Genomic DNA, 19,556 nt, shown 5'->3' with positions numbered 1-19,556 from the left:
TCAGGCCGGCCGCGCGCGTCCGTGCCCGGGCGGTTCCTCGTCCCAGCGCGCCGCGTCCGCCCCCCAGGGCCCCGGCGGCCGGGCCCAGTCGGCCGGCCCGCCGTCGAAGGACACCGGCGGCAGGGCGTACCGCAGCGGCCCCAGTCGGCTGCCGGTCCCGGCGAGCCAGGCGTCCGGCCCCTCGTACACCGCCTTCGCCGGTTCCCCGGGCCGGCCCCCGTGCGTCAGCCAGGCCGCCGTCCGCGCCAGCGACAGCCGCACCAGCCGGCCGCCGCCCTCGTACGACTGCTCGGTCAGCGCCCGCAGCACCGCCGCCGCCAGCAGGTAGCCCGTGCCGTGGTCGAGCGCCTGCGCGGGCAGCGCGCCGGGCCGTTCCGCGGAACCCTCGGCCGCGGCGATCCCGGTGGCCGCCTGCACGAGGCTGTCGAATCCGCGCCGCCCGCCCCACGGCCCGTACGCGCCCCACGCCGACAGCTGCGCCACGACCACCCCGGGCCTGCGCCCGGCCAGCGCCTGCGGCGACAGCCCGAACCGGTCCAGGGCGCCCGGCCGGTAGCCGGTGACGACCACGTCCGCCGCCGCGAGCAGTTCCTCGAAGGTGTCCCGGCCGGTCGCCAGGTCAAGCCGCGCCGACCGCTTGCCGAAGCCGGTGTCCGCGTGCTGGCCGGGCAGTTCGGGCAGGTGCGGGCCGTCGAGGCGCAGCACGTCCGCGCCGAGCAGGGCGAGGGTGCGGGTGGCGACCGGGCCCGCGACGACCCGGGTCAGGTCCAGCACCCGCACTCCGGCGGCGGGCAGCAGGGGACCGGTCCCGGACAGGGGGCGCACGCGCGCGCGTGCCGAGTCCAGACGCCCGCGCTCGACCAGGGGGCGCGCGGCCACCGCCGCGCCCTGCTCGTGCGCGGCCCACTCCCCGGGTGTGCGCACGGCCACGGCGAGGCCGCCGGCCGCGTGCACGGCGTCCTCCACCTCCAGGGCACCACGCCCGGCGAGCGCGGCCCCCACGCGGGCCACGTCCTCCGGCACGCCCAGCGCGGCCAGCAGCCGCTCCCGGTGGTGCGGGTAGTTCGCGTGCGTCCGCACCCACCCGTCCGCCGTCCGCCAGAACCGCGACAGCGGCGCGAACGCCACCGGCGCCCGCCCGTCGACCAGCAGGTGCCGCTCGCTGGTGAACGCCGTCGCGACGGCCCCGTCGTCCACCCGGACCCGGGGCACCTCGGCGAGCCCGGCCCGCCGCGCCCCGAGTTCGGCCGCGGCCAGCGCGCACGCGCCCACGCAGGCCCGCGCCAACTCCCGCACGGGCAGGCGCGCGTGCAGCGCGCCCTCCCGCGTCACCGCGGTGACCCGCGAGAGAAGGGCGGGATCACCGCCCAGCGCCGACCAGGCGGACGCGATGTCGGTCATGACCGCACTATGCGGCATCGGCCCGCTCGACGTGCGGGGACCGCGGCGTCCGGCGCCCTTCCCGGGAACGGAACGGAACGGGCCGGGCGGGTCTCCCGCCCGGCCCGGACCGCCTTCACCGGGGCGCTACCTGGTCACCGCGTCCAGCGCGTCGACCATGCCCCAGCCGTAGAACCCGTTGCGGTTCCTCGGCCCCTCGCACACCGCGTCGGCCTTGCCGTCGGCGTCGATGTCGTAGGGGTCCGTGCACGGCACGGCGTCGGCCTGCGCGTACAGCAGCGCCTTCACCAGCGCCGGAGTGGCGTACGGGTGCGTCGACTTGATCAGGGCGGCCACGCCCGCGACGTGCGGGCTGGCCATGGACGTGCCCGCCATGTAGCCCCACGTGCCGCCGGGCAGCGTGCCGAGGATCAGCCCGCTGGTGGCCGGCGGGGCCGGGGGCTGGTAGCGGGTCGAGTCGCCGCCCGGCGCGGCTATGTCGACGACGCCCCGGCCGTAGTTGGAGAAGGACGACTTCAGGCCCTTGGCGCCGGTCGCCGCGACCGTGACGACACCCGGCAGCTGGGTGGGGATGTCGTAGCACTCGGACGGGTCGATCACCCGCTCCGACGGGGTGGAGTCGTTCGGGGAGACGGGGTCGGTGATCTGGTCGGCCGCGAGGTCGTAGTTCTCGTTGCCGGCCGCGGCGACGTTGACCGCGCCCTTCTTCTCCGCGTACCGCGAGGCCCGGGTGACGGCCTCCACGAGCGCCTTCTGGTCCGGGTCGTCCTTGCAGTTGAAGTACCAGGGGTCGGTGTAATAGCTGTTGTTGGTCACGTCGACGCCGTGCTCGGCCGCCCACACCAGGCCGCACACCACGGCCTCCGTGTAGAAGAAGCCGTCGGGGTTGGACACCTTGATGCCCGACACCTTCACCCCGGGCGCCACCCCCGTCATGCCGACGCCGTTCCTGGCGGCCGCGATCTCGCCCGCGACGTGCGTGCCGTGCGGGCTCTCTCCCGCGCCCGGCCGCCACGCCCCGTCGGTGGTGTCCGGCTTGCCCGACACGCAGTTGACCGACGCGGTGCGGTCGAAGTTGGGCGCGAGGTCCGGGTGGGTGTCGTCGACACCGGTGTCGATGACGGCGACGGTGACCTTCGGGCTGCCCAGCGACTTCTCGTGCGCCTTGTCCGCCTTGATGGCGGGCAGGTCCCACTGCTGGGGCTCCAGCGGGTCCTGCCCCGCGGGGGCCTCGGCGGCGGCGACCTCGGCGGCGCTGAGCACCTTCGGCGTGCCCACGTCGGTGGTCGACTGGGCGGGCAGCGGCGCGGTGCGCGTGGCGCCGGCCGAGTGGACCCCGGGCACCTCCCGGACGGTCCGGGCGAAGTCGGGGTTCGAGGAGTGGACGACGACGACGCCGATCCGGTCGTACGACGTCACGATCGTGCCGCCGGCCTCGCCGATGGCCTTCGTCACGTGGGCGGAAGGCGCGTGCCCGGGGCGGACGTTGACGACGTAGCTGAACGAGGCCGCGTCCGCGGTGACGGACGGGGCGCCGGCGGCGGAGGCCGTGGTGTTCGGGAGGAACGCGAGGGCCGTCGCCATGGCCATCCCGGCCGGGACGGCCATCGCGCGGCGGTAGCGCGGGTGAGGCGCTGTCATGGTGTCTCCAGTTCGTTCGCGGTACGAGCGGGCCGTGCGGGAGTTCTCAGGAGTGCGGGCTCACTTGACCGCGCGCAGCGCGTTGACGATGCCGAACCCGTAGAAGCCGTTGACGCGCCGGCCGCCCTCGCACACCGCGTCCTGCGTGCCGTCACCGTTCTGGTCGTACGATTCGGGGCAGCCGGGGTTGTCGGCCTGGGCCTTCAGCAGCGCCTGCAGCTGGGCCGGGGTCGCCCACGGGTGCTTCGACTTCAGCAGCGCGGCGACGCCGGCGGCGTGCGGCGAGGCCATCGAGGTGCCCTGCAGGAAGCCGTACTCGCCGTTGGGCATGGTGGACAGGATGCGGCCGTTCTTCGACGGGGTGTCGGGGATCTGGTAGAGGCGGTCGCCGCCCGGCGCCGCGACGTCGACGACGCGGTGACCGTAGCTGGAGTAGTACGACTTGAGGTCGTCGACGCCCGTCGCGCTGACCGTGACGACACCCGGCAGCTGGGTCGGCACGTCGAAGCACTCGTGCGGGTCGATGGTGCGCGTCACCGGCGTGGAGTCGTCGGGGCTGGAGTCGTCGACGATCGCGTCCGCGTCCAGGTCGTGGCTGGAGTTGCCCGCGGACGCCAGGTGCAGGGTGCCCTTCTTCTGGGCGTACAGCTGGGCCCGGTTGACCGCGTCGACGATGGCCCGCTGGTCCGGGTCGTCCATGCAGTTGTACAGCCACGGGTCGACGTAGTAGCTGTTGTTCGTGATCTCGACCCCGTGGTCGGCGGCGAACACGAAGGCGCACACGACGCTCTCCGGGTAGAACAGGCCGTTGCCGGGGTCGCTCACCTTGATGCCGGAGACCTTCACGCCGGGCGCGACACCGGCGACGCCGATGCCGTTGCGGGCCGCGGCTATCTCACCGGCCACGTGCGTGCCGTGGTAGTCCTCGGCGGTGTACGGGCGCCAGGCGCCCTCGCTGGTGTCCGCCTTGCCTCCGACGCAGTTCGCCGACTGGGAGGCGGAGAAGTTCGGGGCGAGGTCCGGGTGGGTGTCGTCGACGCCGGTGTCGATCACGGCCACCGTGACCTTCCTGCTGCCCGGGTTGATCCGCGCGGCCTCGTCGGCGCCGATCGCGCGCAGGTCCCACTGGTCGGCTTCGAGGGGCTCACTGCCCTGGGTCCGCTCCGAGACGGCCTCGGTCCTCGCCGCCTGAGCGTCCGTCAGGTACTCCGCCGCGCCCTGGTCCGTGGTCCCCGCGGCGGCCAGCGGCGCGGTCCGCGTCGCCCCCGCCGACCGCACCCCGCGCACCGTGCGCATGGTCTTGGCGAAGCCGGGGTCCGAGGAGTGGGCGACGATCACGCCGATCCTGCCGTACGTGACGACGACCGTGCCGCCGGCGGCCGTCACCGCCTTCTCCACCGCCGCGACCGTGCGGGCGTTCACCTCGGTGTTCACGACGTACGCCAGCTTCGGCGCGTCCGCCGCCCGCGCGGGTGCCTGCGCGTGCGGGGCGGCCGACGCCACCGCCGGCAGGAAGCCGAGCGAGGCGGTCAGCGACAGTACGAGGGGGACGGCGAGCGCGAGGCGGCGTCTGGAGGGCAGGTGGACCATGGGGTCTCCACATCATCCGGAAACGGAACCGGCCCGAGACACGGCTGGTGCTCGGGCAGGTACATGACGGGTGGTGCAGGGGCGAAGCTATCTCCCGGAGCCGCCGGCCATCAATGACCCACCGCGGGTGACTTCGGAAAGACCCCCGATGGAGTTGAACCGGTCCACGCGTGGCGCCGTGACGTTGGGCAAGGAGCCCGAGCACGATCGAGCCCTGCCGGATCACGTGCGGAACGCCTACCATCGGCCCGCGACTCACGTGATCCACGTCACCATGAGGTCCAAGCCGTTATGTCCGTCGTCCGAGGAGACTCCGTGGCCACCGACGCACCGCCCCCCGCGAAAGAGCGGCACACCCTGCCTTCACCCGAGGAGTTCACCGAGGTGCAGCAGAGCGCGGAGTTCGGTGAACTGCGCCGCTCCCACCGCTCCTTCGCCTTCCCGCTGACCATCGCCTTCATCGCCTGGTACCTGCTGTACGTCCTGCTCTCCAACTACGCGGGCGGCTTCATGGGCACCAAGCTGTTCGGCAACATCAACGTCGCCCTCGTCCTCGGTGTCGCCCAGTTCGCCACCACCTTCCTCATCGCCTGGTGGTACTCGCGGCACGCCGCCGCGAAGCTCGACCCCAAGGCCGAGGCGATCAAGGCCCGGATGGAGGGCGGCGCATGAACCTCGCCACGACCCTCGCGGCCAACGAGGCCAGCGAGCACCGGCCGCTGATCATCTCCCTGTTCGCGGCCTTCGTGATCGCCACCCTCTTCATCACCGTCTGGGCGGGCCGCCAGACCAAGGACGCCGCCGACTTCTACGCCGGCGGACGCCAGTTCAGCGCCTTCCAGAACGGCCTCGCGGTCTCCGGCGACTACATGTCGGCCGCCTCGTTCCTCGGCATCGCGGGCGCCATCGCCCTGTTCGGCTACGACGGTTTCCTGTACTCCATCGGCTTCCTGGTCGCCTGGCTGGTCGCGCTGCTCCTGGTCGCCGAACCGCTGCGCAACTCCGGCCGCTACACCATGGGCGACGTCCTGGCGTACCGCATGCGCCAGCGCCCGGTGCGCACCGCCGCCGGCACCTCCACCATCGTCGTGTCGATCTTCTACCTGCTGGCCCAGATGGCGGGCGCCGGCGTCCTGGTCTCGCTGCTGCTCGGCATCACCTCCGACGCCGGCAAGATCCTCATCGTCGCCCTCGTCGGCGTCCTGATGATCGTGTACGTCTCCATCGGCGGCATGAAGGGCACCACCTGGGTCCAGATGGTCAAGGCCGTGCTCCTCATCGGCGGCACGATCCTGATCACCTTCCTGGTGCTGCTGAAGTTCGACTTCAACATCTCCGACCTGCTCGGCAAGGCCGCCGAGAACAGCGGCAAGGGCGCCGCCTTCCTGGAGCCCGGCCTGCAGTACGGCGCCACCGGCACCTCCAAGCTGGACTTCATCTCGCTCGGCATCGCCCTGGTCCTCGGCACCGCCGGCCTGCCGCACATCCTGATCCGCTTCTACACCGTTCCCAACGCCAAGGCCGCCCGGAAGTCCGTGAACTGGGCCATCGGCATCATCGGCGCCTTCTACCTGATGACCATCGCGCTCGGCTTCGGCGCCGCCGCGCTCATCTCCCAGGACGAGATCATCGCGTCCAACCCGTCCGGCAACACGGCGGCCCCGCTGCTCGCCCTGCACCTGGGCGGCGTCGACTCGACCTGGGGCGCGATCCTGCTCGCCACCATCTCCGCGGTGGCCTTCGCGACGATCCTCGCCGTCGTCGCCGGCCTCACCCTCGCCTCGTCCTCGTCCTTCGCGCACGACATCTACGCCAACGTCATCAAGAAGGGCCAGGCCACCGAGAAGCAGGAGGTCCGGGCGGCCCGCCTGGCCACCATCGGCATCGGCGCCGTCTCCATCCTGCTGGGCGCCCTCGCCCGCGACCTGAACGTGGCCGGCCTGGTCGCGCTCGCCTTCGCGGTCGCGGCCTCCGCCAACCTGCCCACGCTCCTGTACAGCCTGTTCTGGAAGCGGTTCACCACCCAGGGCGCGCTGTGGTCGATCTACGGCGGCCTGATCGTGGCCGTCGGGCTGGTGCTGTTCTCGCCCGTCGTCTCCGGTGACCCCAAGGCGATGTTCCCCGACGTCGACTTCGCCTGGTTCCCGCTGAAGAACCCGGGCATCATCTCCATCCCGTTCGGCTTCCTGATGGGCTGGCTCGGCACGGTCCTGTCCAAGGAGGAGCCCGACGCCGAGAAGTACGCGGAGCTGGAGGTCCGGTCCCTGACCGGCACCGGCGCCCACTGAGCGGCCCCCGCGCACGGCCCCGTCGTGGCTCCCCACGGCGGGGCCGCGTCCTGCGCCGTGGGATCGGGCCTGTCCCGTTGCCGGTGGGGTCACGTACGCTCGCAGATGTCGGAAGAGCGTGCCGCGCGCACGATCCGCGTCGAGGGAGGGGGCCCACGTGCTCATCGACACCTACGGCCGAGTGGCCACCGACCTGAGGGTCTCGCTGACCGACCGGTGCAACCTGCGCTGCACCTACTGCATGCCCGAGGAGGGCCTGCAGTGGCTGGCCAAGCCGGACCTGCTCACCGACGACGAGATCGTCCGCCTGATCGGCATCGCGGTGACCTCCCTCGGCATAGAGGAGGTCCGCTTCACCGGCGGCGAGCCCCTGCTGCGCCCCGGCCTGGCCGGCATCGTCGAGCGCGTCGCCGCCCTGAGGCCCCGCCCCCGGACCTCCCTCACCACCAACGGCATCGGCCTCAAGCGCACGGCCGCCGCGCTGAAGGCGGCGGGCCTGGACCGGGTCAACGTCTCCCTCGACACGCTCCGCCCGGACGTCTTCAAGGCCCTCACCCGCCGGGACCGGCACAAGGACGTCATCGAGGGCCTGCACGCCGCCCGCGAGGCCGGCCTGACCCCCGTCAAGGTCAACTCGGTCCTGATGCCGGGCCTCAACGAGGACGAGGCCCCGGACCTGCTCGCCTGGGCGGTCGAGCACGACTACGAGCTGCGCTTCATCGAGCAGATGCCCCTGGACGCCCAGCACGGCTGGAAGCGCGACGGCATGATCACCGCCGGCGACATCCTCGCGTCCCTGCGCACCCGCTTCGAGCTGACCCCCGAGGGCGAGGAGGCGCGCGGCTCGGCACCGGCCGAGCGCTGGCTGGTCGACGGCGGACCGCACCGCGTCGGCGTCATCGCCTCCGTCACCCGCCCGTTCTGCTCCGCCTGCGACCGCACCCGCCTCACGGCCGACGGACAGGTACGCACCTGCCTGTTCGCCACCGAGGAGACCGACCTGCGCGCCGCCCTGCGCTCCGGCGCCCCCGACGAGGAGGTCGCCCGCATCTGGCGGCTGGCCATGTGGGGCAAGAAGGCGGGCGCGGGCCTGGACGACCCCTCCTTCGTCCAGCCCGACCGCCCCATGTCGGCGATCGGCGGCTAGGGCCCGGCGGCGACGCCGCCGAGGGGCGCGGACGGCCGCGCGGCTCACGGCTCCCGCGCTTCCCACTCCTTCAGGGGGACCACGTCCTTCAGGAACCCCCGCACACCGAGGAACTGCGACAGATGCTCGCGGTGCTCCTCGCACGCGAGCCACGTCTTGCGCCGCTCCGGCGTGTGGATCGTCGGGTTGTTCCACGCGAGCACCCACACGGCGTCGGCGCGGCAGCCCTTGGCGGAGCAGATCGGGGTCTCGTCACTCACTGGTTCGTCTCACAGGTCCACGAACAAGGCGACGCCGAGCAGCCACGGGGGGAGCTGCCCGGCGTCGGTCCGTCGCTCCGACGGGGGATGCGGAGCGCGTACGAAGTATGTCACGGGTGACCCTTTGCCCGGCACCGGAACAACATGATTGATCTGAGCTTTTCCTGAGCTTGGCGGGGAAGTGCCTTCCGCTTGCGGGGCCGCCCCCGGGGTCACGACCGTTCCCGGGGCTCCGTTCGTGTGCCCGGCGCCGGTTCCGCCACGACATCTTCCGCGACGGGCTGCGCGGCACCGTCATTCGTCCGCGGCGGCGCGAGCACCGGCCGCGCCGGGGGCGTCACGAACGTCGACGGCATCGACGGCGCGTTTTCGCGCCCGGCGTTGGCGACCACCACCGCGATGTACGGCAGGACCGCCCCGAGCACCAGGGCCACGACGGCGACGTGCCGCTCGACGTTCCAGAGCGTCGCCGCGAGGATCACCGAGAGCGTACGGACCGTCATCGAGATCACGTACCGGCGCTGCCGTCCGCGTACGTCCTCCTGGAGGCCCGTCCGGGCGCCCGTGATCCGGAACACCTGGACGTTGCCGCCGCCGCGTTGCTTCCGCATCACATTCCACCATCCGCCCGTATCGGACTCTCCCCGCCCCGTACCAGGTCCGCGACCGGTCGGGGAAATCTCGGGGTCCGGACAGCTCCACGGTACGCCGCCCCCGTACCGTCCACGAGACCGGGCCCCCGCTGTCCGGGGGGACGCCCGCGCGGGCGGAAGCGGGCCGGGTACCGCGGACGGCCCGCACGACGTGCGCCGCCCGGGGCCCCGGCCGAAACTGGTCGTAATGCTCATGTCGAGCGGGACGAGGAGGCGGCCATGGGCTGGCTGTGGGCGATCATCGTGGGATTGGTGCTCGGTCTGATCGCCAAGGCGATCCTCCCGGGCAAGCAGCACAGTCCTCTGTGGCTGGCCACCATCCTGGGCATGCTCGGAGCCCTCGCGGGCAACGCGATCGCGCGGGCGGCCGGCGTCGACGCGACGCCGGGCATCGACTGGTGGCGCCACGTCTTCCAGCTCGTGGCCGCGGTCGTCCTCGTCGCCGTCGGCGACAGGGTGTACATGACGGCCCGGGGCGAGCGGCGCAGAGCCTGACGACGGGCACGGGAAGGGGGCGGCCCCCGGGACCGGGGGCCGCCCCCTTCGTACGCGCGGCGGGCCTCAGGCGCCGGTGACCTCCACCGCGGCCAGGTTCTTCTTGCCGCGGCGCAGCACCAGCCAGCGCCCGTGGATCAGGTCCTCCTCGGCGGGCACCGCGTCCTCGCCGGTGACCTTGACGTTGTTCACGTAGGCGCCGCCCTCCTTGACCGTGCGGCGCGCGGCCGACTTGCTGGGCACCAGGCCGACCTCGGCGAACAGGTCCACGACCGGGCCGAGCCCGGCGACCCGGACGTGCGGCACCTCCGCGAGGGCCGCCGCCAGCGTCCGCTCGTCGAGCCCGGCGAGCTCGCCCTGGCCGAAGAGGGCCTTGGACGCGGCGATCACGGCGGCCGTCTGCTCGGCGCCGTGCACCAGCGTGGTCAGCTCCTCGGCGAGCGCGCGCTGCGCGGCCCGGGCCTGCGGACGCTCCTGCGTCTGCTTCTCCAGCTCCTCCAGCTCCTCACGGGACTTGAAGGACAGGATGCGCAGGTAGCGGGAGATGTCCCGGTCGTCCACGTTCAGCCAGAACTGGTAGAACGCGTACGGCGTCGTCATCTCCGGGTCGAGCCAGACGGCGCCGCCCTCGGTCTTGCCGAACTTGGTGCCGTCCGCCTTCGTCATCAGCGGCGTCGCCAGCGCGTGGACGGTGGCGCCCGGCTCCAGCCGGTGGATCAGGTCCAGGCCCGCCGTGAGGTTGCCCCACTGGTCGCTGCCGCCCTGCTGGAGCGTGCAGCCGTAGCGGCGGTACAGCTGCAGGAAGTCCATGCCCTGCAGGATCTGGTAACTGAACTCCGTGTAGCTGATGCCCTCGGAGGACTCCAGGCGCCGGGCGACGGAGTCCTTCGTCAGCATCTTGTTGACGCGGAAGTGCTTGCCGATGTCGCGCAGGAACTCGATCGCGGACAGGTCCTGCGTCCAGTCGAGGTTGTTCACCATGACCGCGGCGTTCTCGCCCTCGAAGGACAGGAACGGCTTGATCTGGCGGCGCAGCTTCTCGACCCAGCCCGCGACCGTCTCCGGGTCGTTCAGCGTGCGCTCCGCGGTCGGGCGCGGGTCGCCGATCAGCCCCGTGGCACCGCCGACCAGCGCCAGCGGCCGGTGGCCGGCCTGCTGGAGCCGGCGCACGGTGAGCACCTGCACCAGGTGCCCCACGTGCAGCGACGGCGCCGTCGGGTCGAAGCCGCAATAGAACGTGACGGGACCGTCCGCGAGCGCCTTGCGCAAGGCGTCCTCGTCGGTGGACAGGGCGAACAGCCCGCGCCACTTCAGCTCGTCGACGATGTCCGTCACGGTCGCAGGTCTCCTTGAACGGGATGGATGGGCCGAGCCGCGAAAGGCTCCCCGCCAGTCTATGGGGGGCGGCGGACCGTTCAGACGCCCTGGCTGACCGAGCTCATGTTGAAGTCGGGCACGCGCAGGGCGGGCATCGCGGCCCTGGTGAACCAGTCGCCCCACTCCCTCGGCAGCGTCTTCTCCGTGCGCCCCGCCTCCGTGGCCCGCCCCAGCAGGCCCACCGGCGACTCGTTGAACCGGAAGTTGTTGACCTCGCCGGTCACCTCGCCGTTCTCCACGAGGTAGACGCCGTCCCGGGTCAGACCGGTGAGCAGCAGCGTCGCCGGGTCGACCTCGCGGATGTACCACAGGCAGGTCAGCAGCAGGCCCCGCCCGGTGGCCGCGACCATCTCCTCCAGGGAGCGGTCCCCGCCCCCGTCCAGGATCAGGTTGTCGATGCCCGGCGCCAGGGGCAGCCCGGTCAGGCCCGCGCTGTGCCGGTTGGTCGTCAGACGCTTCAGCTCGCCCTCGTGCATCCACGTGGTGGGCGCGAGCGGCAGCCCGTTGTCGAACACCGACTGGTCGCCCCCGGAGGAGTGTGCGATCACGAACGGGGCCGACTCCAGGCCCGGCTCGTCCGGGTCGCTGCGCAGGGTCAGCGGCAGCCCGGCCAGCTTCTCGCCCAGGCGCGTGCCGCCGCCCGGCCTGGAGAACACCGTGCGGCCCTCGGCCGCGTCCCGGCCCGACGCCGACCACATCTGGTAGATCAGCAGGTCCGCCACGGCGGTCGGCGGCAGCAGCGTCTCGTAGCGGCCGGCGGGCAGTTCCACGCGCCGCCCGGCCCAGCCCAGGCGCACGGCCAGCTCCGCGTCCAGGGCCGCCGGGTCGACGTCCTTGAAGTCCCGCGTGGAACGGCCGGCCCACGCCGAGCGCGTCCGGTCCGGCGACTTGGCGTTCAGCTCCAGCGTCCCGTTGGGCTGGTCGTGCCGCAGCCGCAGCCCCGTCGAGGTGCCGACGTACGTGGAGACGAGCTCGTGGTTGGCGAAGCCGTACAGCTCCCGCCCGCCCGCCCGCGCGCGTGCGAACGCCTCGCCGAGCGCCGGCGCGAAGTCGGCGAACACGGCGGAGGAGGTCTCCGCGGGCGCCTCCGTGAAGTCGGGCGACTGCGGTACGCCCGTGACCAGCGGCTGGGCGTCCTCGGCGGGCCCGGCGCCGCGCGCGGCGGTCTCGGCGGCCCGCACCAGGGGCTCCAGCTCGTCCACCGTCACCGCCGAGCGGGACACCACGCCCGAGGCGGTGCCCTGCCGGCCGTCGACGGTCGCGATGACGGTGAGCGTGCGCCCGCGCGTGACACCGTTCGTGGTCAGGGCGTTGCCCGCCCAGCGCAGGTTGGCGGTCGACTGCTCGTCGGCGATCACGACGCAGCCGTCGGCCCGGGACAGCTCCAGGGCGCGCTCGACGATCTCGTGCGGCTTGGACGTACGCGCGCTCATCGGCCGGCCTCCTGGGTGGTGTTCAGAATGTTGACGCCCCTGAAGAGGGCGGACGGGCAGCCGTGCGAGACGGCGGCGACCTGGCCCGGCTGGGCCTTGCCGCAGTTGAAGGCGCCGCCCAGGACGTACGTCTGCGGACCGCCGACGGCCGCCATGGAGCCCCAGAAGTCGGTGGTCGTCGCCTGGTAGGCGACGTCCCGCAGCTGCCCGGCGAGCCGCCCGTTCTCGATCCGGAAGAAGCGCTGCCCGGTGAACTGGAAGTTGTACCTCTGCATGTCGATCGACCAGGACCGGTCCCCGACGACGTAGATGCCCCGGTCCACGCCCCCGATCAGGTCCTCCGTCGACATCCCGGCCGGATCCGGCCGCAGGGAGACGTTGGCCATGCGCTGCACCGGCACGTGCGCGGGGGAGTCGGCGAACGCGCACCCGTTGGACCGCTCGAACCCGGTGAGCCTGGCGATCCGCCGGTCCAGCTGGTAGCCGACCAGGACGCCGTCCCTCACCAGGTCCCAGGACTGCGCCTCGACGCCCTCGTCGTCGTAGCCGACGGTCGCCAGGCCGTGCTCGGCGGTGCGGTCGCCGGTGACGTTCATCAGCTCCGAGCCGTACCTCAGCTCGCCCAGCCGGTCGAAGGTGGCGAAGGAGGTCCCGGCGTACGCGGCCTCGTACCCGAGCGCCCGGTCGAGCTCGGTGGCGTGCCCGATGGACTCGTGGATGGTCAGCCACAGGTTGGACGGGTCGACGACCAGGTCGTACAGGCCCGGCTCGACGCTCGGCGCCCGCATCTTTTCGGCGAGCAGCTCCGGGATCTGCTCCAGCTCGCCGTCCCAGTCCCAGCCGGTGCCCCTCAGGTACTCCCAGCCGCGCCCCGCGGGCGGCGCGAGGGTGCGCATGGAGTCGAACTCGCCGCTGGACTCGTCCACCGCCACGGCCGTGAACACCGGGTGCAGCCGGATCCGCTGCTGGGTGGTCACCGTCCCGGCCGTGTCGGCGTAGAACTTGTTCTCGTGGACCGTCAGCAGGGAGGCGTCGACGTGGTCGACCCCGTCGGCCCCCAGCAGCCGCGCGCTCCAGTCCGCCATCAGCCCGGCCTTCTCCTCGTCGGGCACGGTGAACGGATCGATCTCGTACGACGAGATCCAGGTCCGGTCGGCGTGCACCGGCTCGTCGGCCAGTTCGACGCGCTCGTCCGACCCGGCCGCCCTGGTCACCTGCGCGGAGAGCTTCGCCATGGCCACCGCCTGGGAGGCGACCCTGGCGGCGGCGTCGAGCGTGAGGTCCACCCCCGACGCGAAGCCCCATGCACCGCCGTGCACGACGCGCACCGCGTACCCGAGGTCGGTGGTGTCCGACGAACCGGCGGGCTTGGCGTCCCGGAACCGCCAGGAGGCGTTGCGCACCCGCTCCAGGCGGAAGTCGGCGTGCTCGGCGCCCAGGGCACGCGCGCGGGCCAGGGCTGCGTCGGCCAGGGCGCGTAGGGGTAGTGCCGTGAAGGCTTCGTCGATCGTATGAGGCACCGAGGGCTCTCCCTGTCGTGTGACCTGTGGTTGCCCCGATCATGTCGCGTGCGCCCGGACCCGGACCACATGTTTGCGGGTCCGGCCGGGACTTTTCTGTAGGGACCCGACAGTGCGGCCCGTGCGCCACTGTGGGTGCCCGAATGTCCGCGGGTGGCCGCGGACCGATAGGTTTTCGGGGAAGCCGCCTGCCATCGCCGCCTGTCGTCAGGTGTTCGGGCGGGGTACCAGACGCTATCGAAAGGGTGATCCGTTGAGCCGCTCGGTTCTCGTCACCGGAGGCAACCGGGGCATCGGCCTCGCCATCGCCCGCGCTTTCGCCGACGCCGGCGACAAGGTCGCGATCACGTACCGCTCGGGTGAGCCGCCCGCCGCCCTGACGGAGGCGGGCTGCCTGGCCGTCAGGTGTGACATCACCGACGCCGAGCAGGTGGAGCAGGCCTACAAGGAGATCGAGGACGCGCACGGCCCGGTCGAGGTCCTGGTCGCCAACGCGGGCATCACCAGGGACCAGCTCCTGATGCGCATGTCCGAGGAGGACTTCACGTCCGTCCTCGACACCAACCTCACCGGCACCTTCCGCGTCGTCAAGCGCGCCAACCGCGGCATGCTGCGCGCCAAGAAGGGCCGCGTCGTGCTCATCTCGTCGGTCGTCGGGCTGCTCGGCTCCGCGGGCCAGGCCAACTACGCCGCCTCCAAGGCCGCCCTGGTCGGCTTCGCGCGCTCCCTCGCCCGTGAGCTGGGCTCGCGCAACATCACCTTCAACGTCGTCGCGCCCGGCTTCGTCGACACCGACATGACCAAGGTGCTCACCGACGAGCAGCGCGAGGGCATCGTGAAGCAGGTGCCGCTGGGCCGGTACGCGCAGCCGGAGGAGATCGCCGCGGCGGTGCGGTTCCTCGCCTCGGACGACGCCTCGTACATCACTGGAGCCGTCATCCCCGTTGACGGCGGACTGGGAATGGGTCACTGATCACCATGAGCGGAATTCTCGAGGGCAAGCGCGTCCTGATCACCGGTGTGCTGATGGAGTCCTCCATCGCCTTCCACACCGCCAAGCTGGCCCAGGAGCAGGGCGCCGAGATCATCCTGACCGCGTTCCCGCGGCCCACGCTGACCGAGCGGGTCGCCAAGCGGCTGCCCAAGCCCACCAAGGTCATCGAGCTCGACGTCACCAACGACGAGCACCTCGGGCGCCTGGCGGACGTCGTCGGCGAGGAGCTCGGCGGCCTCGACGGCGTCGTCCACTCCATCGGCTTCGCCCCGCAGGACGCCCTCGGCGGCAACTTCCTGAACACGCCGTTCGAGTCCGTCGCCACCGCGATGCACGTCTCGGCGTTCTCCCTGAAGTCGCTCACCATGGCGTGCCTGCCGCTGATGCAGAACGGCGGCTCCGTCGTCGGCCTCACCTTCGACGCCCAGTACGCCTGGCCGCAGTACGACTGGATGGGCCCGGCCAAGGCCGCCCTGGAGGCCGTCAACCGCTACATGGCCCGTGACCTGGGCAAGCAGAACATCCGCTGCAACCTGATCTCGGCGGGCCCGATCGGCTCGATGGCCGCCAAGTCCATCCCGGGCTTCGGCGAGCTGGCCTCCGTGTGGGACAGCCGCTCCCCGCTGGAGTGGGACCTGAAGGACCCGGAGCCGGCCGGCCGCGGCGTCGTCGCCCTGCTGAGCGACTGGTTCCCGAAGACCACGGGCGAGATCATCCACGTCGACGGCGGCCTGCACGCCATCGGCGCCTGACGCCTGCGGCGCCCGGAACCGGGGCGCCCGACGCGAGCGACGCCCGAGGGCCCGCACCCGGCAGGGGTGCGGGCCCTCGGCATGTCACCCGATCGGCCCGTCCGGCCGGGCGGACCGGCCGGCGACCGTCCACCCTGGGGTGCACGTCACCACGCGATCCCCTCCCCAGCACGGCCGAGGAGGCCCCCTTGTGCGCTCGTCCCGCCGCCTGGCCTCAGTGACCGCCGCCGTCGCCGTCGCCGTCGTGCTGGCCGTGCCGTGCGAAGCCCTGTCCCAGACGCGCGTGCACCGGGCGGAACGCGGCCCCGGGGAGCCGTTCGGCGCCGCCTGCCGGATCCGGGTCACCGGCTCGCAGGTGACCGCCTACTGCCACAACCCGTATCCGGTCACCGACCGCGTCAGCCTGCACGTCGAGTGCGCCCGGTGGTGGGACCTCGACAGCGACGGCTCCCCGGTGGACGCCGGGCCCGCGCAGACCGTCCGGCTGACCGGACGCTGCTGGAAGGAGGTCGGCTCGGCGTGGATCAGTCACCGGCGGGCGCGGTGAACCGGTCCGGGCGGCACAGGAACGGATAGCCGGCGGCCTCCGCGGCCGCCGTGGCCGCGTCACCCGCGCGGATCGCGTCGACCAGCCGCCCGTGGTCCATGTACGTCTCCGGCGTCAGCTCCCCGCCGACGTCCGCCCGCAGCCAGTCGCGCAGGACCTCGCCCAGGTCCGCGTAGACCGCGGTCATCGCGTCGTTGTGGGAGGCGGCCACGACAGCCAGGTGGAAGGTGGCGTCCGCCGTCACGAACGCCTCGGCGTCGCCCGACTCCCAGGCCTCCTCGCGCCGCAGCAGCAGCGCGTCGAGCTGCTTGAGGTCCTTCTCCGTGCGCCGCCCGGCGGCCAGCCGGGCGGCCGCCGACTCCAGCGCGGAACGCAGCTCGGCGATGTGCCGGGGGTCGGCGTCGGCGAAGCGGCGGTGCATCACGCCCGCCAGTTCGCTGGTGGCCACGACGTACGTGCCGGAGCCCTGGCGGATGTCGAGCAGGCCGTTGTGCGCCAGGGCGCGGACGGCCTCGCGGACCGTGTTGCGGGCGACGCCCAGCTGCTCCACCAGCTCGGGCTCCGTCGGGATACGGGACCCGACCGGCCACTCACCGGAGGTGATCTGGGCGCGCAGCGCGGCGATGACCTGCTCGGACAGCGCCGAGCGGCGGGGATGGCTCAGAGGCATGGCACACCTTCGCACAGGACGGGCGCCGGCCGGCGGACGAGGGCCTCCGGAAGTCGACAACAAATCATCCTATGATTCTATGATGGGCCTCATGGCTAGTGAGGAAACCCGGACGACCCGGTCCACGACCGCAGGCACCTCGGCCGCGCACGACGCCCGGGAACCCGGCGGAACCGGCACGCGCACCTGGACGACCCGCCTGATCGTCCTCGGCATCGTGCTGTCCGCCCTGAACCTCCGCCCCGCCATCACCAGCCTCGGCGCCCTCCTGGAGGAGGTCCGCGACGGGCTCGGCATGAGCGGCAGCGTGGCCGGGCTGCTCACCTCCGTCCCCCCGCTGTGCTTCGCCGTCTTCGGCGTCACGGCCCCGCGGCTCGCCCGCCGCTTCGGCGCCGGCGCGGTCGTGTGCGCCGGCATGGCCGCGATCGCCACGGGCCTGCTCGTACGCCCCTACGCCGGCGGCACGGCGGGCTTCCTGGCCGCCAGCGCCCTCGCCCTGATGGGGATCGCGGTCAGCAACGTCCTGATGCCGGTCATCGTCAAGCGCTGGTTCCCCGACCGGGTCGGCTCCATGACCGGCCTGTACTCCATGGCCCTCGCCCTCGGCACCTCGGCCGCGGCCGCCGTGACCGTGCCCCTGACCGGCGTCCTGGGCGGGAACTGGCAGTCGGGCCTCGCCGTGTGGGCGGCGCTCGCCGCGGCGGCCGTCCTGCCGTGGCTGCCGTTCGTGCGGGAGCGCGCCGCCGGCGCCGGGGAGCGGGGGACGGCGCGTGCCGCGCGCGGGAGCGGGCGGTCCGCACCGGACGGGACGGCGCCCGTGCTGCGGATCACCCGGAGCCGTACCGCCTGGGCACTGGCCGTGTTCTTCGGGCTCCAGGCCACCGCCGCCTACATCACGATGGGCTGGATGGCGCAGATCTTCCGGGACGCGGGCGTGCCCGCGGGCACGGCCGGACTGCTGCTGGCGGTCACGATGGTGATGGGCGTGCCGCTGGCCTTCGTCATCCCGCGCCTCGCCACCCGGCTGCCCCACCAGGGCCCCATCGTGCTGGCGCTGGGCCTCTGCGGTCTCGCCGGGTACGCCGGCCTCTACCTCGCCCCGGCCGGCGGCGCCTGGGCGTGGGCCCTGCTGCTCGGCGTCTCCAACTGCGCCTTCCCGCTGGCCCTGACCATGGTCGGGATGCGGGCCCGGACCGGCGCGGGCGTCTCCCAGCTGTCGGCCTTCGCCCAGAGCACGGGGTACCTGATCTCCATCCCGGGCCCGCTCCTGGTCGGCGTGCTCTACCAGCACAGCGGCGGCTGGGGCCTGCCGATCGCCCTCATGGCCGGCCTCATGATCCCGCAGATGCTGATGGGCGTCCTGGCCGGGCGCGACCGCACGGTGGAGGACGAGGCGGCCCGCTGACGCCCGGTGGCCGGGGCCCGCGGTCAGGGGGCGGGGAGCGGCACCCGGGCCCGCGCCGGGGTCCGGGTGCCGCTCCGTCGCGAGGAGTGCGAGACTTGCCCCATGCCAGTGCTCGATCCGAACCCCCAGCACAGCCAGAAGAAGATGCTGCTCGTCTTCGGCGCGTTCTTCGCGATCTTCATCGTCATCGGCGTGATCGCGTCGCTCGTCGCCCCGTGACGGGCGCGGCCCCGGTCCGCCCCCACGACGTTCCGGCCCCCTTCCCGGCGGACGAAGACCCCGTCCGCCGGGAAGGGGGCCCTCGTCCGCCGGACGGTGGGGTTAACCCCCCATCCCTTAGGGGGTGAGGGTCAGGGTCAAGTGGGTGGACCTCCGGATGGGTCGAGAGCCGTGGATTCCGTAGCTTCGAAACGTGCCCGCGAACGGCGCGTCGCGAAGCAACCGGACGGATCACCGGACGGATCACGGACACTCGGAGACCAGCGGAGGCACCCATGCCGGCCCCTACGCACACCCGGCCCCACCCGGCGACCCGGGGCGGCCTCGACGACCGGCTGCCCTGGTGGGCCCTCGCCCTGCCCACCCTCGCCTTCGTCACGCTGCTCGCCCTGATCCTGAACCCGTCCGACGCCCACGCCGCCGCCGGCGACCCCGCGATCACTCACCTCTTCGAGCGTATGCGGCAGGTGATGGTCCGCTAGCAGCACCGGGCCGCCCGCCAACTCCCTGCGCCCCGTGGCCTGTTTCGTGCGAAGCTGGGTTCCATGAGCGTCGCAGAACCCCGCAGGATCGTCCTCTTCCGGCATGCGAAAGCCGACTGGCCGCAGGTCTCCGACCACGAGCGTCCGCTCGCCGAGCGGGGCCGCATGGACGCCGCAGCCGCCGGGCGCAGGCTCGCCGACACCGGCCTCCCCTTCGACCTGACCCTGTGCTCCACCGCGACCCGGACCCGGGAGACCTGGAAGCTCGCCGTCCAGGAGTTCCCGCAGCGGCCGAAAACCGTCTACGAGGAGCGGATCTACGAAGCCTCGCCCGGCGAACTGATCGCCGTGCTCAACGAAACCCCCGACGACGCGCAGAACGTCCTCCTGGTCGGCCACAACCCGGGCGTGCAGGGCCTCGCCGACGTCCTGGCCGGCTCCACCGAGGGTGACGCCCGCGAGCGCATGAGCCGCCGCGGCTTCCCGGCCGCCGCCTTCGCCGTCCTGTCGTTCACCGGCTCCTGGAAGAGCCTGGAGCCCGGCGTGGCGACACTGCTCGACTACTGGGCGCCGACCGAGTGACCCGCCGGGCACGACGCGGGGCCGGTACCCGGGGTACCGGCCCCCGTGCCCACTCGCCGGCCCGGTGCGCACCGGGGACGCCGGTCGCCCGCTCCGGCCG

General features: G+C 72.8%; 20 protein-coding genes. 11 read left to right on the top strand and 9 right to left on the bottom strand.

Annotation, left to right across the window (positions count from 1 at the left end; translation table 11 throughout):
* The 3 genes from AB0L29_RS27910 to AB0L29_RS27900 all read right to left on the bottom strand — a co-directional run bounded on the left by AB0L29_RS27910 (position 1) and on the right by AB0L29_RS27900 (position 4,632).
* Positions 1 to 1,401 carry a CoA transferase gene (locus tag AB0L29_RS27910; RefSeq protein WP_365830730.1) on the bottom strand — a complete coding sequence of 467 codons (1,401 nt, stop codon included), beginning with the start codon at positions 1,399 to 1,401 and terminating at the stop codon, positions 1 to 3.
* Positions 1,402 to 1,527: 126 nt separating this feature from the next.
* A complete protein-coding gene (locus AB0L29_RS27905) occupies positions 1,528 to 3,042 on the bottom strand; it encodes a S8 family serine peptidase (RefSeq protein ID WP_365830728.1) in 1,515 nt (504 codons plus the stop codon).
* A 60-nt stretch (positions 3,043 to 3,102) separates the two neighbouring features.
* Entirely contained in the window at positions 3,103 to 4,632 is a 1,530-nt protein-coding gene (locus AB0L29_RS27900; protein ID WP_365830726.1) for a S8 family serine peptidase, read from the bottom strand.
* 315 nt (positions 4,633 to 4,947) lie between these two features.
* On the opposite strand from AB0L29_RS27900, the gene AB0L29_RS27895 reads away from it, so the two are divergent.
* From AB0L29_RS27895 to moaA, 3 genes are all read left to right on the top strand, one after another.
* On the top strand, positions 4,948 to 5,304 hold the full coding sequence (locus AB0L29_RS27895) for a DUF485 domain-containing protein (protein WP_365830724.1): 357 nt from the start codon (positions 4,948 to 4,950) through the stop codon (positions 5,302 to 5,304).
* Complete coding sequence (locus AB0L29_RS27890; RefSeq protein ID WP_365830722.1) at positions 5,301 to 6,920, top strand: cation acetate symporter; 1,620 nt, start codon at positions 5,301 to 5,303, stop codon at positions 6,918 to 6,920. The genes AB0L29_RS27895 and AB0L29_RS27890 overlap by 4 nt, the downstream gene beginning before the upstream one ends.
* A gap of 157 nt (positions 6,921 to 7,077) precedes the next feature.
* Positions 7,078 to 8,067: a GTP 3',8-cyclase MoaA gene (gene moaA / locus AB0L29_RS27885; RefSeq protein ID WP_365830720.1), complete on the top strand. Its 990-nt coding sequence runs from the start codon at positions 7,078 to 7,080 to the stop codon at positions 8,065 to 8,067.
* 44 nt (positions 8,068 to 8,111) lie between these two features.
* On the opposite strand, the gene AB0L29_RS27880 is transcribed toward moaA, so the two are convergent.
* Positions 8,112 to 8,327 carry a hypothetical protein gene (locus AB0L29_RS27880; protein WP_365830718.1) on the bottom strand — a complete coding sequence of 72 codons (216 nt, stop codon included), beginning with the start codon at positions 8,325 to 8,327 and terminating at the stop codon, positions 8,112 to 8,114.
* Between the two features lie 212 nt (positions 8,328 to 8,539).
* Positions 8,540 to 8,938, bottom strand: a complete 399-nt coding sequence (locus AB0L29_RS27875) for a DUF3099 domain-containing protein (protein ID WP_365830716.1) — start codon at positions 8,936 to 8,938, stop codon at positions 8,540 to 8,542.
* 261 nt (positions 8,939 to 9,199) lie between these two features.
* Between AB0L29_RS27875 and AB0L29_RS27870 the strand changes: the two genes are divergently transcribed.
* Positions 9,200 to 9,475 (top strand): GlsB/YeaQ/YmgE family stress response membrane protein, encoded by a 276-nt coding sequence (locus tag AB0L29_RS27870; protein ID WP_365830714.1) that lies wholly within the window; start codon positions 9,200 to 9,202, stop codon positions 9,473 to 9,475.
* Positions 9,476 to 9,541: 66 nt separating this feature from the next.
* On the opposite strand, the gene tyrS is transcribed toward AB0L29_RS27870, so the two are convergent.
* The 3 genes from tyrS to AB0L29_RS27855 form a co-directional block, all read right to left on the bottom strand.
* Entirely contained in the window at positions 9,542 to 10,810 is a 1,269-nt protein-coding gene (tyrS, locus tag AB0L29_RS27865; RefSeq protein ID WP_365830712.1) for a tyrosine--tRNA ligase, read from the bottom strand.
* Positions 10,811 to 10,890: 80 nt separating this feature from the next.
* Complete coding sequence (locus tag AB0L29_RS27860) at positions 10,891 to 12,285, bottom strand: TldD/PmbA family protein (protein ID WP_365830710.1); 1,395 nt, start codon at positions 12,283 to 12,285, stop codon at positions 10,891 to 10,893.
* Positions 12,282 to 13,805, bottom strand: a complete 1,524-nt coding sequence (locus AB0L29_RS27855; protein WP_365830708.1) for a TldD/PmbA family protein — start codon at positions 13,803 to 13,805, stop codon at positions 12,282 to 12,284. The genes AB0L29_RS27860 and AB0L29_RS27855 overlap by 4 nt, the downstream gene beginning before the upstream one ends.
* A 253-nt stretch (positions 13,806 to 14,058) precedes the next feature.
* Here AB0L29_RS27855 and fabG point away from each other — a divergent pair, with 253 nt between their 5' ends.
* The 3 genes from fabG to AB0L29_RS27840 all read left to right on the top strand — a co-directional run bounded on the left by fabG (position 14,059) and on the right by AB0L29_RS27840 (position 16,098).
* Positions 14,059 to 14,778, top strand: coding sequence for a 3-oxoacyl-[acyl-carrier-protein] reductase (gene fabG, locus AB0L29_RS27850; RefSeq protein WP_365830706.1), 720 nt, complete (start codon positions 14,059 to 14,061; stop codon positions 14,776 to 14,778).
* 5 nt (positions 14,779 to 14,783) lie between these two features.
* Positions 14,784 to 15,551, top strand: a complete 768-nt coding sequence (gene fabI, locus AB0L29_RS27845) for an enoyl-ACP reductase FabI (protein ID WP_365830704.1) — start codon at positions 14,784 to 14,786, stop codon at positions 15,549 to 15,551.
* Positions 15,552 to 15,741: 190 nt separating this feature from the next.
* The gene (locus tag AB0L29_RS27840) at positions 15,742 to 16,098 is read left to right on the top strand and encodes a hypothetical protein (protein ID WP_365830702.1); all 357 of its coding nucleotides are present in this window, start codon (positions 15,742 to 15,744) and stop codon (positions 16,096 to 16,098) included.
* On the opposite strand, the gene AB0L29_RS27835 is transcribed toward AB0L29_RS27840, so the two are convergent.
* Complete coding sequence (locus AB0L29_RS27835) at positions 16,076 to 16,768, bottom strand: FadR/GntR family transcriptional regulator (protein ID WP_365830700.1); 693 nt, start codon at positions 16,766 to 16,768, stop codon at positions 16,076 to 16,078. The genes AB0L29_RS27840 and AB0L29_RS27835 overlap by 23 nt on opposite strands.
* A 79-nt stretch (positions 16,769 to 16,847) precedes the next feature.
* Between AB0L29_RS27835 and AB0L29_RS27830 the strand changes: the two genes are divergently transcribed.
* From AB0L29_RS27830 to AB0L29_RS27815, 4 genes are all read left to right on the top strand, one after another.
* On the top strand, positions 16,848 to 18,173 hold the full coding sequence (locus AB0L29_RS27830) for a CynX/NimT family MFS transporter (protein WP_365830698.1): 1,326 nt from the start codon (positions 16,848 to 16,850) through the stop codon (positions 18,171 to 18,173).
* 102 nt (positions 18,174 to 18,275) lie between these two features.
* Positions 18,276 to 18,392 carry an SGM_5486 family transporter-associated protein gene (locus AB0L29_RS27825; protein ID WP_365830696.1) on the top strand — a complete coding sequence of 39 codons (117 nt, stop codon included), beginning with the start codon at positions 18,276 to 18,278 and terminating at the stop codon, positions 18,390 to 18,392.
* Between the two features lie 275 nt (positions 18,393 to 18,667).
* Complete coding sequence (locus AB0L29_RS27820) at positions 18,668 to 18,874, top strand: hypothetical protein (RefSeq protein WP_365830694.1); 207 nt, start codon at positions 18,668 to 18,670, stop codon at positions 18,872 to 18,874.
* Positions 18,875 to 18,937: 63 nt separating this feature from the next.
* Entirely contained in the window at positions 18,938 to 19,456 is a 519-nt protein-coding gene (locus AB0L29_RS27815) for a histidine phosphatase family protein (RefSeq protein ID WP_365830692.1), read from the top strand.
* Positions 19,457 to 19,556 lie beyond the last annotated feature (100 nt).

The organism is Streptomyces sp. NPDC052701, assembly GCF_040678355.1.
Classification (GTDB): Bacteria; Actinomycetota; Actinomycetes; order Streptomycetales; family Streptomycetaceae; genus Streptomyces.
This window is presented reverse-complemented; position numbering and strand designations above follow the sequence as displayed.

What these genes read in the sequence shown, in the direction of transcription:
- AB0L29_RS27910 (WP_365830730.1), bottom strand. Translation starts at nt 1,401, where the DNA reads ATGACCGACATCGCGTCCGCCTGGTCGGCGCTGGGCGGTGATCCCGCC.
- AB0L29_RS27905 (WP_365830728.1), bottom strand. Translation starts at nt 3,042, where the DNA reads ATGACAGCGCCTCACCCGCGCTACCGCCGCGCGATGGCCGTCCCGGCC.
- AB0L29_RS27900 (WP_365830726.1), bottom strand. Translation starts at nt 4,632, where the DNA reads ATGGTCCACCTGCCCTCCAGACGCCGCCTCGCGCTCGCCGTCCCCCTC.
- AB0L29_RS27890 (WP_365830722.1), top strand. Translation starts at nt 5,301, where the DNA reads ATGAACCTCGCCACGACCCTCGCGGCCAACGAGGCCAGCGAGCACCGG.
- AB0L29_RS27875 (WP_365830716.1), bottom strand. Translation starts at nt 8,938, where the DNA reads ATGCGGAAGCAACGCGGCGGCGGCAACGTCCAGGTGTTCCGGATCACG.
- AB0L29_RS27870 (WP_365830714.1), top strand. Translation starts at nt 9,200, where the DNA reads ATGGGCTGGCTGTGGGCGATCATCGTGGGATTGGTGCTCGGTCTGATC.
- AB0L29_RS27860 (WP_365830710.1), bottom strand. Translation starts at nt 12,285, where the DNA reads ATGAGCGCGCGTACGTCCAAGCCGCACGAGATCGTCGAGCGCGCCCTG.
- fabI (WP_365830704.1), top strand. Translation starts at nt 14,784, where the DNA reads ATGAGCGGAATTCTCGAGGGCAAGCGCGTCCTGATCACCGGTGTGCTG.
- AB0L29_RS27835 (WP_365830700.1), bottom strand. Translation starts at nt 16,768, where the DNA reads ATGCCTCTGAGCCATCCCCGCCGCTCGGCGCTGTCCGAGCAGGTCATC.
- AB0L29_RS27830 (WP_365830698.1), top strand. Translation starts at nt 16,848, where the DNA reads ATGATGGGCCTCATGGCTAGTGAGGAAACCCGGACGACCCGGTCCACG.
- AB0L29_RS27825 (WP_365830696.1), top strand. Translation starts at nt 18,276, where the DNA reads ATGCCAGTGCTCGATCCGAACCCCCAGCACAGCCAGAAGAAGATGCTG.
- AB0L29_RS27820 (WP_365830694.1), top strand. Translation starts at nt 18,668, where the DNA reads ATGCCGGCCCCTACGCACACCCGGCCCCACCCGGCGACCCGGGGCGGC.
- AB0L29_RS27815 (WP_365830692.1), top strand. Translation starts at nt 18,938, where the DNA reads ATGAGCGTCGCAGAACCCCGCAGGATCGTCCTCTTCCGGCATGCGAAA.